At 49.3% G+C, this 18,554-nt stretch carries 4 protein-coding genes; all 4 read left to right on the forward strand.

From position 1 onward, the window contains the following. The first annotated feature begins 94 nt into the window (after positions 1 to 94). The 4 genes from HB364_RS16205 to HB364_RS16220 all read left to right on the forward strand — a co-directional run bounded on the left by HB364_RS16205 (position 95) and on the right by HB364_RS16220 (position 18,554). Entirely contained in the window at positions 95 to 7,141 is a 7,047-nt protein-coding gene (locus HB364_RS16205) for a PA14 domain-containing protein (protein WP_167289262.1), read from the forward strand. Positions 7,142 to 7,180: 39 nt separating this feature from the next. Next, entirely contained in the window at positions 7,181 to 8,413 is a 1,233-nt protein-coding gene (locus HB364_RS16210) for a hypothetical protein (RefSeq protein ID WP_167289263.1), read from the forward strand. Positions 8,414 to 8,458: 45 nt separating this feature from the next. Further along, positions 8,459 to 9,241: a hypothetical protein gene (locus HB364_RS16215; RefSeq protein ID WP_167289264.1), complete on the forward strand. Its 783-nt coding sequence runs from the start codon at positions 8,459 to 8,461 to the stop codon at positions 9,239 to 9,241. Positions 9,242 to 9,410: 169 nt separating this feature from the next. Next, positions 9,411 to 18,554 carry an RHS repeat-associated core domain-containing protein gene (locus HB364_RS16220; protein WP_167289265.1) on the forward strand — a complete coding sequence of 3,048 codons (9,144 nt, stop codon included), beginning with the start codon at positions 9,411 to 9,413 and terminating at the stop codon, positions 18,552 to 18,554.

The raw sequence follows: 18,554 nt of genomic DNA on the forward strand, positions 1-18,554 counted from the left end.
TTGAAGCCCACTGGCCATTTACTACTAGCCACTAGCTATTCACGATTGATAGTTCACTTTCGACTAATTGACGAATCACGTAAAATAATATTGCATGTTAGTTTCTCTGGCGCGTTATCACAAGAGCATTGCCTGGTTTTTTGTGGGATTGTTTTACCTGGAGCTGGTATTGGTACCGGTGGCAGGAAGGGGAGAAGGCAGGATGGCTATGCCGTTTAGATCAGCAAGGTCGTATGGACTGGATGTACCTTATCTGTCGGGCAAGGTCAGTTGGTCAACAGGGCGAAATAATCCCGGAGCGTTCACACCATTGGCTGACAAGGCCACTGCATTACGCGGAACGATGGTTCCCCTGGCAGGCTCCCCATTGGGGGCAGGAGGCAGTGCTGCAGATGGAGGCGGACCCGGACAGCCGGAGATGGCGGCCTTTACTTCTGTGAGCAGCGCCAATATGGTGGACCTGTTCAGCGGTGATTTCTCTTACAACATTCCTTTATTGGATGTGGGTGGTTACCCGGTGAACCTGGCTTACCGCGCCGGCGTGTCTATGGACCAGGAGGCGAGCTGGGTGGGGCTCGGGTGGAATATCAACCCCGGCACGATCACCCGGAACATGCGCGGCCTGCCGGATGATTTTAATGGTCAGTATGACTCAGTGCGCAAAGTGATGTCTATAAAAGAGAACAAAACCATCGGGGTAACCGGTGGGGCGGATGTAGAGATTGCCGGGTTCCCAAAAAATAAAGACGGAGGCACTGATACAGCTTCTATGGGAAGCGTCGGTGCCAGCCTGGGGGTAGTGCATAACAACTACCGTGGCTGGGGCCTTGAGCATGGTATCAATGCCAGCATCAATGCCGCTAAATTTGGTAAGGGAGCGCTCACAGCCGGGCTTTCTATTACCAATAGCTCTATGGATGGGTTATCCCTGGCGCCTTCTCTTTCGATAAGCATCAGTAAATACAATGCCAGTGAAGATGCAACTACAACACACAGTTTTTCTATTACCCAGCCATACAATACCCGGTCGGGCTTAAAAGCCTTGCAACTGGGGTTGGGCACACGAAGGTCTAATGGAGATATCAAGAATCAAAAAACAAGTAACCATGGTTACGGATCAACCTTTACTTCTTATCTTTCTTTCAACTCTCCCGGCTACACGCCTACGATCAGTATGCCCTATACCAGCCGGCAATTTTCCTTTACCGGTAAAGTCGGTACAGAAATAAAGGTGATACACCCCAGTTACTTTCTCAGTGGGTATGTTGCCAAACAGTACATTGCCGCTGCCGATACCCAGTTGTACCTGCCTTCTTATGGTTACCTGCATTACCAGGCGGGTGCGCAGAACAGGGCTTCCCTGCTGGACTTTAACCGTGAAAAAGAATTGCCATACAGGGAAAAACCTGCAGTGCCGCACATTGCCATCCCCAGCTACACCTATGATGCTTTTTCTATTACAGGTGAGGGTACCGGCGGTATGTTCCGCGCTTACCGGGCCGATATTGGGTTTATTCATGATCATTTCATCCGTACCAAAGATGCGTCGGACCGGGCCAGTGTGGATATTGGCACGGGCGACCAGGTACACGGAGGAATTGACCTCAACATCAACCGGGTTATCACACAGAATGGCCCCTGGCTCAACCAGAATGTAATAAAGGAAGCCATTAAGTTCAGAAAGGACTCGGCCGGTTTCCAGGCGGTGTACTTCCGCAATCCCGGGGAGAAATCCATCAATGACCGGCAGTTCTATGAAACACTTGGCGGCGATGATGTGGTAACGGTGGGCCTGGACCAGATGCCCAATGTCAGCGTCATCAATGCCACCAATTACCTGCGACGTTATAAAAATGGCCGCTTGAATGGCGTGCAGTTACTGAATGCGCAGAATGCCGTAAAAGCGCAGCGCGATAAGCGTACACAGGTCATCACCTATCTGTCGGCGCAGGAAGCGCAGGCGGTGGGATTGGCAAAGTACATTGAGTACCACCGGCTCAATGCTTTTGATTCCGCCTCCTGTGTGGAACCGTCGTTTGGGATAGACCCTGCTATGGGCAGCGGACTCATCGGGCAATATTTTAAATCAAAGCGACCGGGGGGAACGCTGGCATTTACAAAAGTGGCTCCCGTGATAGACTTTGATTGGGGCCGGGAAGTGCCCTTCCACGAGGCTGGCTTTATCAATGATAAGTTCTCCGTGCGCTGGACAGGCAGGATCAAGGCGCCCCAAACAGGCACTTATCACTTCTATACGACGAGCGACGACGGAGTGATGTTGTGGATCAATGATACCCTGATCATTGATCATTGGAAGCCCCGTATGAAAAAACATGGCCCGCTCAAAGGGCAGGTGAATCTTGTAGCGGGCAAAATGTATAATATCAGGCTGGAGCATTATGACGAGGGAGGCCTTGCCTATATACGGCTGGAATGGGACCATCCGGCCCAGCAAAACCGGGCACTCATACCACAGGCCTTTTTATTCCCACCTTCTGCCAAAGATACCTTTGAACACAACAACATTGTACGGGAACAGCGCGTGAACCGCTTCCGCAAAGCCAACCATATCTCAGAGATTGATGTGCTCAACAACGACGGGCGGCGTTACATATATGGCATACCGGTATACAACCTGAAACAACGGGAGACTACCTTCTCGGTAGATGGAAAAACCAACCAGGGGAACAAACTGACCGGCCTCGCCCGTTACAATCATGGGGTTGATAATACTACAGATAACAGGCTGGGCAAGGACTGGTACTTTACCAGTGAAGAAGTACCGGCCTATGCGCATTCCTTCCTGCTGACCGGAATCTTATCGGCCGACTATTCAGACATTACCGGCAATGGCATCACAGACGATGATATCGGCGACGCCGTAAAATTCAATTACACCAAAGTAGCAGGCATTGCCAATCCCTACCAATGGCGGGCGCCGGCTGTTCCGGATAGTGTAACCTATAATGAAGGGTTAAAAACCGATTACCGGGATGATAAAGGGAGTTATATCTATGGTGAGAAAGAATTGTGGTACCTGCATTCTATTGAATCAAAGACAATGGTGGCCACCTTCGTGCTGGAAGACCGGGATGACCTGCCGGCGATCGATGAAGGCGGACAACGGGTAAATTATTATGCTACCAAAAGATTGAAGGAGATCAACCTCTACAGCAAGTCTGATTTTGCCGTCAGCCGTACCAATGCCAAACCTGTCAAGACCATTCATTTTGAATACACCTATGAACTGTGTAAGGGTGCTTATGGCGATACGGCGAGAGGAAAACTTACCCTGAAAAAAGTGTGGTTTACCTACAACAATAACAAAAAAGGCCAGCAAAATCCTTATAAGTTCAACTACAACAGTAATAATCCCGCTTACAACCTCAAGTCCAATGACCGCTGGGGCAATTACAAAGATCCGCTGCAAAATCCCGGTTCTTCGGCAAACAATGTGATCACCAATGCCGACTATTCCTATGCTTTGCAGGATAGTATAATGGCTGCGCAGAATGCCGCCGCCTGGGCGCTGGATTCCATTTACCTGCCTTCCGGCGGCTCCCTGAAAGTGCAATATGAAAGCGATGATTATGCTTATGTGCAGGACAAGCGGGCCATGAATATGTTCCGGGTCATTGGTGCAGGAAGGACTTCCAACTTTTCGGACAGGTCATTGCTGCTTTATTCCAAGAGCCTGGTGGATTTTGATGACCACCGGTATATATTCATCCGTGTGCCCCGGCCGGTGAGCAACGTACAGGAGCTTTATCATAAATACCTGGCTGGTATAAAGAAACTATACTTCAAACTGTCGGTACGCATGCCGGATAATGATAACTATGGCAGTGGTTATGAAAATATTCCCTGCTATGCCGACCTGGAACCAGTCAACAGCTATGGTGTCGTCAACCCTGAAGTGATCTGGGTAAAGCTGGCGGGCATTTCCCTGCAGGGTGATGGAGGCGGTAGTTACAGTCCGCTGGTGAAAGCGGCCACACAATTCCTGCGCCTCAACCTGCCCTCCAAGGCATATCCCGGTTCAGAAACTGGTGATGATATGGACCTGGAGGATGCCGTGAAAATGCTGGCTTCCCTTACCACCAATATCACCACGGCCTTCAAATCTTTTGACCGTATAGCGCGCAACCGCCTTTGGGCATCACAGTTTGATACCCTGCGCAGCTTTGTACGGCTCAACAATCCCTTCCTGAAAAGAATGGGGGGCGGCCACCGGGTGAAGCGTATTACCGTATATGATAACTGGGATAAGATGGCCAGCAAACCTGGTTATCAACTTGTACGTCCGGCTATCTATGGCCAGGAATACCAGTATACTACGGTGCAGCAATTGGATAAGGATTCCCTGCTCATCAGTAGCGGCGTGGCCAGTTACGAGCCAGGTATTGGCGGGGAAGAGAATCCCTTCCATGTGCCGGTGGAATATGTGGAAAAGATTGCGCCGCTGGGGCCGGTAACCCTCGGTTATTCTGAAGAGCCGCTGGGTGAATCGTTCTTCCCTGCTGCCAATATAGGATATAGCCGCGTGCGGGTACGTACCATCAACTACAAGAATAAAAAATCGGCCAATGGTTTTGAGGAAACCAGGTTCTATACAGCGTATGATTATCCTACCTATGTAGACAGGACTTTCCTGGATGGCGAAACCAAAAAACGGTATAAACCCGCCCTGGCCAACCTGCTGCGGGTGAATGCCATTCATAAGATCGTCCTCTCGCAAGGGTTTAAAGTAGAGCTGAACGATATGCATGGTAAAATGCGCTCTACGGCTTCCTATGCTGAAACGGATCCTGTCCGTCCCATCTCGTATAGTGAACAGTTTTACCGTACAGACAATGCCAGCCTCGACCATAAACGGTTGTCAAATACGGTAATGGTCATGAAGCCCGACGGTACGATTGACAGTGCGGCGCTTATTGGTAAGGATGTGGAGCTGATGGTAGATATGCGTGAGCAAATGTCTATTACCAACGGCTATAACGTGCCGCTCAATACAGATTGGTTTACCGTACCCTTTACACCGCCTTACTTTTTACTGCCTACCATGCTCAACCTGGCGCAGCGGGAAGAAAATACCTACCGGTCGGTGGCTACTACCAAGGTCATACAACGCTATGGTATCCTCGATAGCGCTATCCAGATAGACAAAGGAAGCCGTATCTCCACAAAAGATGTACTCTATGATAGTGAAACAGGGGATGTGCTGCTGACCCGGACACAGAATGAATTCAATGATCCTATATACAATTTTAACTATCCTTCCCACTGGGCTTATGATGGCATGGGCCTGGCCTATAAGAACATTGATGTGGTGCTGCGCGATGTAAACATTGTGGACGGCCGTATGAAAGAAATGTCGCCCACCATAGAAAAACTATTCAGCAGCGGTGATGAGCTGCTCATTGCCGGCAAACAGCAAACCACCGATGTACCGGCGTCCTGCGATGATTCGGTGGCTACCTTCCCGGACTATGATAAATGCTGGGCAGTAGACAGTAGTGTATTGTATGGCGGTCCGCGCGCTATTTATTTCATTGACCGCTGGGGTAAAGCTTATACAGGTTATAAACTATCGCTCCGGATCATCCGCTCCGGTCGCAGGAATATATTGGGGGCGGTGGGCAGCGTGACCAGCCTGGACAGCCTGGTAAAGAAAAACGCTTCCGGCAATTATGAGCTGGTCATCAATGCCAATTCAAAGATCATTGCCGCCTCGGCCGGTGAGTTCCGCCAGTTCTGGAAAACGGATGATGTATTGCGCAAGCAACCCACCATCAGTTGTATTCCCAACTGGCAGCCCAATGGCATTGTGCGGTGTCTGCAAAGCGGCGGGGTGAATACCGGTTACCAGGAGATCAGCCATACAGATGTGAATCCCAATAGCCCTACTTATAATGATACCAGCCTGGTAGTAATACAGAATTGCTATGAATGTTCACGCCCGGCCCAATGGATACTGGCTGATACTTTCCGTTGTGCTACCGATAGTGTGGGTAATAATCTCGGATTCCAGTACCGTGGAGAAATAGATACTGCCTCCTGCAGCGCTACTTATGGACAGTACCGTTGGCAGATAGTTGCCGGACCCAATTGCGCGCTTTGTCCCAAACCGGCTGTATGGCAGTTCACCACCGGCGATAGTTGTGAAAAAGATGCCAATGGTATCAACACTGGTTTTATAAAAAGAAAGCAAACAAATGTAGAATCCTGCAGCAGTAATCCGGGCGCTATACGGTGGGTAACTGATACAGCTAATTGTATAATGTGTCCCAAACCGGATGAATGGATCCCCATACCCGATAGCATTATTTGCGCCAAAGACGCCAATGGCAACAATACCGGCTACCTGCAGCGTAAGGAAGTGAACGTACAGGGTTGCAGCGACAGCGGCTATGCAACGCGCTGGGTGCTCCTGGGGCAGAACTGCGATAGTTGCAAGAAGCCTGCCAACTGGCAGCCAATAGCAGGTGATAGCTGCCAAAAGATCAATGGCGTGATAACGGGCGTACGGTTAAAGCCACAACAGAATATGGAGTCTTGCAGCGATAGTGCCAGCGTGATAAAGTGGGTACAATATGGATCAAATTGCGATAGTTGTAAAAAGTCTAAAAACTGGCAGTTTGTAAGTGGCGATACCTGTACCAAAGATGCTAATGGTAATAATACAGGGTATAGGGCCAGGCGACAGCAGAATATAGAAGCCTGTAGCGATAGCGCCAATATGTATCGTTGGGTTTCTGTTTATGACACTACTGTTTGTTCAATGGGCCAATGCGTTTATGCAAAGATTGTATATGAGAATGCCCAGAATCTTTATAACGAAGATCATACGGAAATGGCCACAACTGCAGATATAAGGGTCTATTTCTATTCTGATACAGGGCGTACGGTACCTGTTTCGGTGACCAATTTTGCCCTTGTATACCGGATTGATTATTCGGAGGAGGGGAATTTCATTAGCAGTACTAATGCTCAGGTGGTTTGTAATGGAACTTCTAAGTTCATTATACGTGACAAAATTTATCAGACTTCTACTAATCAGGCTCCCTATATCCGGCAATGGGACTTTATTGTGCCAGGTACTTACGGGTTTACCTGTAGCGGTGGTGGAGGGATTGAGTAAAATAAAGCAGATAAAGTGAATAACGTTAAAGGATTTAATATGAAACTGACTAAGCATATATACCTGTTGAGCGGCATGGTGTTGCTGGCCATGACACAAGTCAATGCTCAAGCACCCTGCGACACTATTACCGGTACCATCTGCAAGAGTATTATCGCGGATACGGTCTTCAATCCCTATGTGACCGGGGTACTGGGCAACTGGCGGGCCAACAAGAGTTATACCTACTATGCCCGGCGTACCGAGCAGGACCCCACCACTGTCACCAATATCCGCAGGGACGGCACCTTCAAAGACTTCAGTGTATTCTGGGCTTTCCAGGACAACCGGTTAGCGGCTGCGCCCGATACCAACCGCTGGGTGTGGAACAGCGAGCTGACCCTGTTCAACCGCAAAGGTTTTGAGATCGAGAACCGCGATCCGCTGGGGCGCTACAATGCAGGCTTATATGGTTATAACCTTACCATGCCTGTTGCTGTAGTGCAAAACAGCCGCTACCGGGAAAGTGCTTATGAAGGGTTTGAAGACTATGTCTTTGCTACCCAGCTTTGTGATACTGCCTGTCCTGCTACCCGGCATATTGACTATTCGGGCTGGCGTTCCCATATAGATACCACCCAACGGCATACGGGATTGCGCAGCCTGAAAGTGCAGGGCAGCAACGGGGCCGATATTGGATTGTCATTTGAAGTGAAGAACACTACGCAGGATAGTGTGATGCCGAAATTGAACTTCGCCCTGAAACAGGATAATTGTATAGGTACTGTACTGAACAATATCAAAACTTCTGGTAAGATACTGCTGCCGGTTTTCTCACCGGTACCGGGCAAGCGCATGGTCATCAGTGCCTGGGTAAAGGAAACAGGCGATACCACGCTGAGAAATACCTATACTAAAAATAAGATCGTGATCACCGATGGAAGCACAGCCCTCACTTTCTATCCTTCGGGCAGCATCATTGAAGGCTGGCAACGCTATGAGGGTGTGTTTACAATAGGCGCCAATGCTACGATGATTACCATTAGTCTGCAATCTATTGGCGCCAATGCAGTGTATTTCGACGACCTGCGTATTCATCCCTTCAACGCCAATATGAAATCCTTCGCCTTCCATCCAGTAAACCTGCGGCTGATGGCGGAACTGGATGAAAACAATTATGCTACTCTCTATGAATATGATGATGAGGGTACGTTGATCAGGCTGAAGAAAGAAACACAGCGCGGCGTGAAAACGATCAAGGAAACGAGGAGTGCGTTGGTGAAAGAAAATTAAGAATTATAGAATCCAGAATTCAGAATCCAGCATAATACAAGTGATATGACAAGAATATTGTTGACGACTTTGATAATAACGCTTTGGCTCCCCTTTAGGGGTTGGGGGCAGGGGCAAGGACAGGCGCAGGAGGAGGCAACCTCTAAAGCCGCCGCCGCCATGCGCCGGCTGGCGGAAAAATACCAGCAGGCCCGCTTGCTAAGCTTTGATGTATTATACCGGTATGCTGCTGAAGGCAAGCCAGGTGAGTACCTGGATTCGCTGCGCGGGCAATGCAAGGTCCATGGCAACCGCTATTGGTCGGCATTGGACAATACTGAATCGGTATACGATGGTCAGTTGCTGGTCATGTTGTTTAAAGAAGACAGCATCATCTACCTGGCCAAACCAGCAGCCGCTTCAATGCCGGGAGCACAAGGAGGGGCCGCCAATCCCGTGGCCATGATCGATACTTTCCTGCTGCACAACAAAGGCAGTCAATGTTTCTATACAGCAACACCCGGAGAGGAACTGATCACGCTATCGTTGCCCGGAACAGGACCTTACAAACAGATCACCTGGCAGGTGAACCGGAAGACCGGTTACCTCGACAAAATGACCAGCCTGGTAAGATCAGACCAGTTGTATGATCCTTCTGTACGCGCACAGGTTACGGATGCTGCATCTTCTTATGTGGTGGTGGAAACCCTGTACAGCAACTTCCGGCAGGGTGCTTATGAGGAAAGCATATTCGCCCCGGGCAGGTATGCAAAAAAAGAGGGCGACACCTGGGTCACGGTAGTGCCCTATGAAAAGTATAAAGTGTTTTTGGGAAGCACGGGACTGTGAGGTTTCAGGTTTGAGGTTCCAGGTTGCTGCCGCAGCGCAGGGAGGATGATGGGTTGGATAGGGCCCGCCGCTACTGTATTCTGAATTCTGTATTCTGGATTCTGTGTTCTGAATTCTGTGTTCTGAATTCTGTGTTCTGAATTCTGTGTTCTTTTTCAATAAAATATTTATGAGAAAGTTTTTGTCCATACGATGGTTCATAGCTACTGCATTGTTATTCCTGTTCTGGATGCCGGCCCAGGCTGGTGTTGACCCGCCGGTCATCAAAGTGTTGGATGGTAGTTTAGGCCAGTTGAAACAGGATTCGTTGATCGTGGTGGAAGATGCCAAGTTCTTCGACGTCAACAATACCAATCTCATCAGGCCCTACCTGGTGCAGAATGTAGTATCCTTTGAGTTCAATGAAGGAATACCTGTGTATATACAAGGCGCTTTCTCAGATACTATCGAATTACAGGTCATCTATACGAAGGCCGATAATTCTACTATGACTGAATACAAAACCTGGGTGCTCGACTATAATACAACCGGCGCCTATAAGCATCGCAACACTTTTGTATTTACCGGTGGTTACCGCGTGCAGGTGAAGGTGATGAGTGTACGCAGCAACGTGGCCTGGGATAGCTGGAAGGCCCTCAAAGTAGTGAACCAGTTGCAGGCATTTCCACAATATAAATTCAGTTATACAGGCAATGCGGTTACACAGGTCAGTGACTCTGCCTGGACAGCCGGTGCGGATAAAGATGAACTGCCGGTATGGTGGCAGCCCTCCATCGGGGCCGATGAGTATGACCTGGAATGGGCTTATATAGATTCCGCAGCCCTGGCTGCCAAACGTTATGGCCCTGATCCCAACAATCCCAACCCTGCACTGATCTTTGATCAAAATGCCACCCGCGTATCTATTACAGGTACCGCTTATCGCATCCCGATCATTTATGACAGCAAGGGACATTTGTTTTACCGCGTGCGGGCGGTGCAGCAGCAAAGTAGCGGCGTCCGCTATGAAGCCATGTGGACTGCTTTCAATACCGTTGGTCATGGCCGCTTTGACTTTAATGGACATGAACGTACGTTGAACTGGCAGGCTACTACCACCTTTGCCGAAGAAGGCAAGCGCAAGAGCGTGGTACAATACTATGACGGCAGCCTGCGTGGCCGGCAAACCGTTACCAAAGACAATACGACCCAACGTACCATTGTAGCAGAAAGCTTTTATGATTACCAGGGCCGCCCGGTGGTACAGGTGCTGCCTGCCCCTACCTTAAACACCCTGATCGGCTACACGCCCAATTTCAACCGTGGCTTTAACCATCCGGAATACGATAAAAGCCTGTTTGATACCTTGCCGTCACCAGACTTGTATTGTACTCTGCAGGCAGCCCCCATGGACTCCGCATCGGGCGCTTCGCAATACTATTCAGGATCAAGTGCTTTCAAAGATTCGGGCGTACACAAATATGTGCCCCGTGCAGAAGGCTTTCCGTTTACAGAAGTAGAATATACGCAGGACAATACAGGGCGCATCAGTCGCCAGGGTGGAGTAGGCAAGGACTTCCGCCTGGGCAGTGGTCATGAGACCAGGTACATCTATGCCACCCCCGACCAGGGTGAACTGGACGCCTTGTTTGGTACGGAAGTAGGCGACAAATCGCATTACTTTAAAAACCTCGTGCGCGATGCCAATGGCCAGTACAGCATCAGTTATGTGGATATGCATGGCCGTACCATTGCCACGGCGCTGGCCGGTACGCCGGATACCGCCTCCAAACTGGAGAGGCTGGCTGCTAACAACCCCGCTACCCGTACAGAAGTGCTGGCCGATCCTTATTCGGCCGTGATCAAGGACCTGGTGATGGAGCACAAGAAAAGCCTGGCCGTGACCACTGCCGGCAATCATGACTTCAATTATGTCTTAAACCCGCTCTTGCTGAAGGAAGAAGGTTGTAACATGGACTCCGTATGTTACGACTGCCTGTACGACCTGCGGATCACCATCACCGACGACTGCAACAACCAGAAACTGGGCGGCGCACCTTTCGATACGCTGATCAGTAATTTTTCACTGGAGGCCATAGATACGGTATGCAGTAATGGCCAGGGGTTCTCGGTCAGCTTTACCAAATGGTTGTCTGAAGGCAACTATGAGATCACCAAGCAGTTGTCGGTAAGCCGGTACGGGATGGAGTATTACCGCGACAGCATATTCATGGCTGCCAATACCTGTAAAACGCTGGATAGTTTTATCGTTGAGCAGCGGGCCATCGTGCAGGCGCAGCAGTCCTGTAAACCTTCCTGCCAGGCCTGTACAGACAGCCTCGGAAGCTGGAGCCAATACTGGCAGCGCTTCCGGCAGGCCAACGGCATAGATGATGTGGATGCAGCGGTATACGAAAACATGGCGCTGCAGTCCTATGCAGAAGCCAAACAGGCATGTGATGAATTGTGCAACAAGCTCAGCGACCTCACCGGCATCCGCAAGACCATGCTGATGGACATGACGCCGTCCTCTGGTCAATATGCCAATATTGACAATGAACAGGACCGTTATTCTATCTTCTTCAGTCATATAGATTCTTCGGACGACAACCGGATCAAAGATACCTTCCCGGTCTACTCATTGGTGAGCGGTTACCTCGATGCAGATGGTAATCCCGACCTGGTGTTTGATGAATCAGCGGGTAAACTCGTACCGCCGCAGGACCTCTCGCCCGAAGTATTTGCCCAGCGTTTCAAACCCAGTTGGGCCGAAGCCCTGCTGCACCGGCATCCGGAATATTGCAAACTGCAAAGGTATGAGCAGTGGCAGGCAAGCCATGAGTGGGACCGGCTGTTTGAGGGAACAGATACCTATGCGGAAGCCAAAGCGAAGGGGTATTTGAACCCCTTGGGTGAAACCGGCACTATCGAAACCTTGTTTGGCCCTGATGGTGGAGATCCTTTATCCGACACTACCTGGTTCAAGTCCAAGCTCATGGACTCCCTGCTTCATTTCCGGACGGTAGCGGGCAAGCGTCTCAGCCTCTGGGGATTGGCATCTATTACCGTTATGTGCCCGGAAGGAAGCAGCGCTGGTTGTTACACCCCGTACCTGAATACCGGTTCTTTTCCGAACGACCAGCCCAATAGCAATGCCTTCAATACAACTGCTATGTGTGCAGGTGAGCTGGACATGGCCTGGCGCTCCTTCCGGCAGCTTTACCTCGATATAAAACGCAGCCTGGTCAATAAACGGATCAAGGAGTATTGCAACAGTAGCCTTACCGCTGCCAAAATTGTGGCCACAGGCCACCAGCCGCATTTCAGTGATGCGGCCGAACTGCTGGCGCTGCAGCCGGCTATTAATAAGCCCACTACCAAAGCAGAGGGAGAAGCTTTGCAGCAACAATATTATGAAGACAATTGCAAGGCGTATGCGCACCAGTGGCTGCAGGACCTGGCGCCCTGTACCTTGTATGATGAGGCCAGCCTGAACAACATCATCATCCCTGCCCTGATCAACATCTGTAAGGAAGGATCTGATCTGAAGCATCCTTATGGTTCCAGCTCGGTAAAACCATCAAGTACTGCTCCTGCTACACATCGCAGCTTTGAGGCCTATCTCGAATATTATAACAGCACACATGGCATCAGCAATAACCAGGACTGTAATGCCTACCTCATCAAAGCGCCGCAGCCGTATGATCAGCAGGTGGTGCATGGCAATAAGCCCCTGTACACAAAGCCGGATACCTGTGAGTGCTCTACCATCAGCCGGTTGTATGGTCAATACAAGCCTAAGCAAACCTTGTATGGCAGCTTCTCCAATTACCTCAACCGTGTGTACCAGACGGATATTGCCGATTCCACCCTCAATACGCTGCTGAGCCTTTGCGGCCATGCGGATTTCCCGGCGGCTGATTGTGATTTTATATCCAAGGCCATCTTCCTGCCACCGGTATTCCAGTGTAATACGGGGGATATTTGCGTAGACTGCTCAACATTTGCCACACTGCATGCGGAGTTCAAACAGAAATTCCCTTCAGTAAATCCTGCAATCTCCTATTCAGTTACCACAGACTCTACCCAATACAAATGGAACCGGTTGTATGAGCAGTTCATGAACTACCGGCTGGGCTTTGTAAAAACAGCGGATGATTACCTGCAGTTTAAGGCACAATGTGATGGGGGGGTGAGTGCAGCCTGTGACAGCCTGCAGGATATTGTGGACAGCTTCCGGGTGAACAGGCAGCAGTATGGGGTGAGATTTGAGATATTGACAGAAGATAACGTATTCCATAGAGATCAATATGAGCTCATACAGAATGGTTCTTTTCAGTTGCCGGATACAGCGCGTAAGCCGGGCGGGAGCAGTAGTGTGAGACTATTTATGAAGGCAGGAAGTTTTTGTGGCAGCGGTGGGTATGCCAATGAAGTAAGATACCGCTACCTTGGCACAGGGGGAAGCTACTATGCGAACCTTGGCCATTTTGGATGCAACATCGCCCTGATCAAGACAACAAGTAGCTGGGGGCCTCCGGGCATTTACCTGCATGGTTTTACTGATGAACCTTATAATATATACCAGGGATACATATTTGGCGGGAATGGCTTTAATGTAGTGCAGGTAAGTGCGGATACCAATGCATTGAACCCGCATATTATTAAGGCGCAAATTACCCCCGCGCATTATCGTCTTTATTTTGATGGCAACCTGGTGATTGATATCCCCCGAGACTCCACCTTACCCATTCTGAACATTGGTCCGAGTGGTTTTGGGTCTGGCGGACGTTATATGTCTATTGACTGGTGGAAGATGTATGATGGTAACGAGCAATTGCGTTACTTTGAGGATTTTTCAGATCCGGATAACCTTTCTTTATTTGATCCGGCGGCTGTATGTCCCGCCGGCACAGTACCCGATTGCCAGTCATCTTTTGTAGGCTATTTCAACCAGCGTACCGGCAACAGCTATACCAGCAGCCAGATTGATTCCCTGTATACAGCTACCTGCGGCAAATTGCCGTATGCCTGTGCCAGCAATACTGCACCGGTTTATGATACCCTGATCAGTTGGCTGAACGATTATAAGAAGTATGGCGGTATTCCGCACCTGGATGCCAGCGGCGCTGATACTACACGCTGGCGACCGAATTTCAATGGTTATAAATATGGATTGGGCGTGCCATTGGCTGAAATAATCAAGGACGGCGTGCTTTCTTTACCGGATTATTATACGGATACCCTGCCCGATGATACAAGATACGATGACATTGATTTTGACTATTACGATACGCTGTGCATGGACCCCGCCGGGTTTGATATAGAATTTCGCGTGAAATTGCCGGATAGTCTGGTAATACCTAACTGGATTAAAGACAAGTTCTGGTTCTGGATTCTGGCAGATCTGCACCCTAGTGGAAGCATGCTGGGTACATTCAAGTATGAAGGTAATGGCGCGGCAATCTGCACCCATCAGAACCACCCTGCAAAAGTATGCGCGGAAGAACCAGTGCCGATCCAGTCATTCAACGACTGGCGAATCGTGAAATTTGAATTCCGGGGAACGAGGTTCAGAATGTATATTGATAACAGCTTGATGGGTGAACGTACGTTGGATGCACCTTTTACCATTCTGGAGGTAATGGCTGTTAACCCCATGTCCCAAAAGGCCAAAATAGATTTCTACCGGATAAGGGACATCAACGGCCGTTTACTATACAACGAAGAATTCAATGATCCTTATAACCTGGCCATTCCCGACCGGTCGCTGAAATGCGGTGGTTGTGAAGTAGACTATGCGCGGTATTACTACAGGCGAACGGGCATTAACCTCACTTATAATGAGATCGCCGGTTTATATGCCCAGGCCGGTATCACGCTGGATGCCTGCGCCAAACCTGACCTCACCCTCTGCGGCCGCACCGAACCGGCCTTCCCGCCCACCTTGCTGGAAGCCATTGACAATTGCAGCGATTCTACCTTCATTATTCAGAGCAAGGCGCAGGACCTGTACAGCCGTTATGCGGATTCGGTAAAAGGCCGGTTCGACAGCAGCTATCGCGCTAAATGTCTGCAAGCCTATAAATATGAGCGCTTCACCGTACGCCATACCGTGAGCGAATACCATTATACGCTGTATTACTACGACCAGGCCGGTAACCTGGTAAAGACCATACCGCCGGCAGGCGTTCAGCCCAACTATGATTCGCTGTGGCTGGACAGCGTGCAAACAGCCCGGCTGGCCGGTGGTACCAAATTGCCGGCACATGCCCTGCCTACCCAATACCGGTACAATACCCTGAACCAGGTGACTGCCCAGAAGAGTCCGGATGGTGGTAAAACGGACTTCTGGTACGACCGGCTGGGCCGCCTGGCTCTGAGCCGCAATGCCCGTCAGTTGGCGATGAGCAGTGCCAATAACCATTACTTCAGTTATACCAGGTACGATACGCTGGGACGTATTACCGAGGTAGGGCAATTGAGGGACACGCTGAACCAGGCGATCACCGATACCTTTACCCGTAATGAAACGGCCCTGACCGGTTGGCATACCAGCTTGTTGAGGAACCGGGAGCAGGTAACCGCCACGATCTACGATATCCCCTATGATGGATTTACCGGCATTGACCCCACGTTGGTAACAGCCCAGCAAAACGTACGCAACAGGGTGAGCTATGTAACCTATACAGATACACCGGGCGTGACCAGCGCTTACAATCATGGTAGCTTCTACAGTTATGATATCCATGGCAATGTGGATACTTTGTTGCAGGACTATGGGCGTAAGGACAGCAGACCCAACATCATGAACAAAAATGAGAATCGTTGGAAAAAGCTGGTCTATGAATATGACCTCATCAGCGGCAAGGTGAATAAAGTCATGTACCAGCCGCGTTTCAGTGATCAGTGGACGCACCGGTATTACTATGATGCGGAGAACAGGCTGACGGAGGTAGAGACCAGCACGGATGGTTATACCTGGGAGAAGGAGGCTAAATATGAATACTACCTGCATGGCCCGCTGGCGCGTACTGTTATTGGTCAGCAGCAAGTACAAGGCATTGACTTTGCTTATACGCTGCAAGGCTGGCTGAAGGGGATGAACAGTACCGGCGCTATGCACACGCATGATATAGGCGGTGATGGTAAGGCTGGTAGTTTGAACCAGTATGTAGCCCGTGATGCTTTGGGCTTTAACCTGAACTACTTTGGCGGGGATTACAAAGCCATCAATCCAACAGTAACTCCCTTCCCCGATCATATCGCCCGGCTGAAAGTGCTGGCTGACAGCAACTACCGCCCGCTGTACAATGGCAACATCAGCAGCATGGCCAGCACCATCCGGCTGTTTTCCAATACGCCCTATTTCTACAACTACAAATATGATCAGCTCAACCGGTTGAAGGCGCAGGACGTGTTTACTGGCTTTAACCGGTCTACCAACAGCTATGCTGCGCTGGCAGCATCGACCTTGTTCCGTGAGCGGGTGTACTATGATGCCAATGGAAACATTACCAATTACCTGCGAAATGCGGCCAATGGCAATGTGATGGATAGCCTGACGTATAAGTATTATGCGGCCAGCAACAAATTACGGCAGGTAAGGGATAGTATCGGCGCCGGCGCCTTTGGTACATCGGCGCTGAACCTTGATATAGACAATCAGCCCGACACCAGCAACTATGTGTATGACGAGATCGGCAATATTATCCAGGATAAAGCGGAAGGCATCACCAGCATTAAGTGGAATGTGTATGGCAAGATCACGGAGATCAACCGCACGGCCTCATCCTTCAACCCTTATACTAAGATTGTATACAGCTATGATGCGCAGGGCAACCGTATAGGCAAGACCACGAACCAGGGTACCGGGCGGCAGGACCATACCTGGTACGTGCGGGATGCACAGGGCAACCTGATGAGTACCTATACAGCCTGGACGGGTAGTATGGTGGCGCCCGAAAACCTGCAGAACCTGGCGCTGAACCAGACTGACCTGATGATCTATGGCAGCAGCCGGCTGGGCGTATACCCGATCGTGTCCAGTAATGTGGATAATGGCCCCTGGATCAATCCGTTTTACAATGGCAACACCTATGCCCGTGGCTGGCGGCAATATGAATTGTCGAACCACCTGGGCAATGTGCTCACCACCATCAGCGACCGGAACTTTGGCGTATCTTCGGGCGGCTCTTTGACATTGCCTAATGGTGCTACGATCCCGGTAGTGGATTACTACGACCCCCACATGGTAGCCGCCAATGACTACTATCCCTTTGGTATGCTGAGCCGCCTGGCTGTTTCCTCCAATAATGTGTATTACAAGTATGGCTTTAATGGTAAGGAAAATGATTACGAAGTAAAAGGATGGCAGAATCAGCAGGATTATGGCATGCGGATTTATGACCCGAGGGTGGGAAGGTTTTTGAGTGTGGATCCGTTGACCCAAGAATATCCTTGGTATACTCCATACCAATATGCAGGTAATAAGCCAATTAAATTTATAGATTTAGATGGAGCTGAAGAGGGGGATAACTCAATTGAAAAATATTGGGAGAATCAACCTAAAATTGATATGACTAAAGCTTCTTCAGCAACAAGTCATAATGCAGCAGGCATTCCAAGAAATGGTATTTGGATGGTTAAACAGCAAATTGCGCAAAAGCCAGAAATGTTTAGCGATGCAAATCTACAGAATGTTAAACTGGGACGTATGCCAATAGTAGATGAGCAATGGGTTAAACATAATCCTAATCATGCAGGATATATGAAGCAGGGGTTACTTCATCACCACATTGATGGACAAGAAAAAGCAGTATTAATTCCTTCTGGATTAAATCGTGAAAAGTTTAGTGATTTACATGCGTACTTAAAAAATAAGGTAAAAGGCATGACTCGTGGTGGTAGTATTAAGGGGATGACAGGTGGCTTGATGAGTTTCTTAGGCTTTTTAGGAACTGCTTCAATGTTTAATACTAAAAATCCTGATGCTTGGATAAATGGTTTTAGCGGTGGGGAACAACCAGAAGATTATATTTACAAGATTAAAAAGGACTTTCAAAGTGGTGTTTATGTAGAGATTAATGGAGTTTCATTTGAATATGCTCCCGTTATGAAAAATGGTAAGCCGGTATTGGATAAAAATGGCAACCCAAAACAGTACTTATCTAAGCGGATTGTTACGGGTACATTATACTCTGGGTACATTTATGACGAGGATACCAAAACTTATAGAGGAGTTGATAAAATTAGTACACGAATTGAAACATGGCAATATGATCAAAATGGTAATCGTGTTGTAAAGAGTTACGATCCTGATAAAATATTATAA

The organism is Paraflavitalea devenefica (genome assembly GCF_011759375.1).
Lineage (GTDB): Bacteria > Bacteroidota > Bacteroidia > Chitinophagales > Chitinophagaceae > Paraflavitalea > Paraflavitalea devenefica.

Excerpts from the sequence above, each read along its gene's own strand:
- HB364_RS16205 (WP_167289262.1), top strand. The coding sequence starts at position 95 with ATGTTAGTTTCTCTGGCGCGTTATCACAAGAGCATTGCCTGGTTTTTT.
- HB364_RS16215 (WP_167289264.1), top strand. The coding sequence starts at position 8,459 with ATGACAAGAATATTGTTGACGACTTTGATAATAACGCTTTGGCTCCCC.
- HB364_RS16220 (WP_167289265.1), top strand. The coding sequence starts at position 9,411 with ATGAGAAAGTTTTTGTCCATACGATGGTTCATAGCTACTGCATTGTTA.
- HB364_RS16210 (WP_167289263.1), top strand. The coding sequence starts at position 7,181 with ATGAAACTGACTAAGCATATATACCTGTTGAGCGGCATGGTGTTGCTG.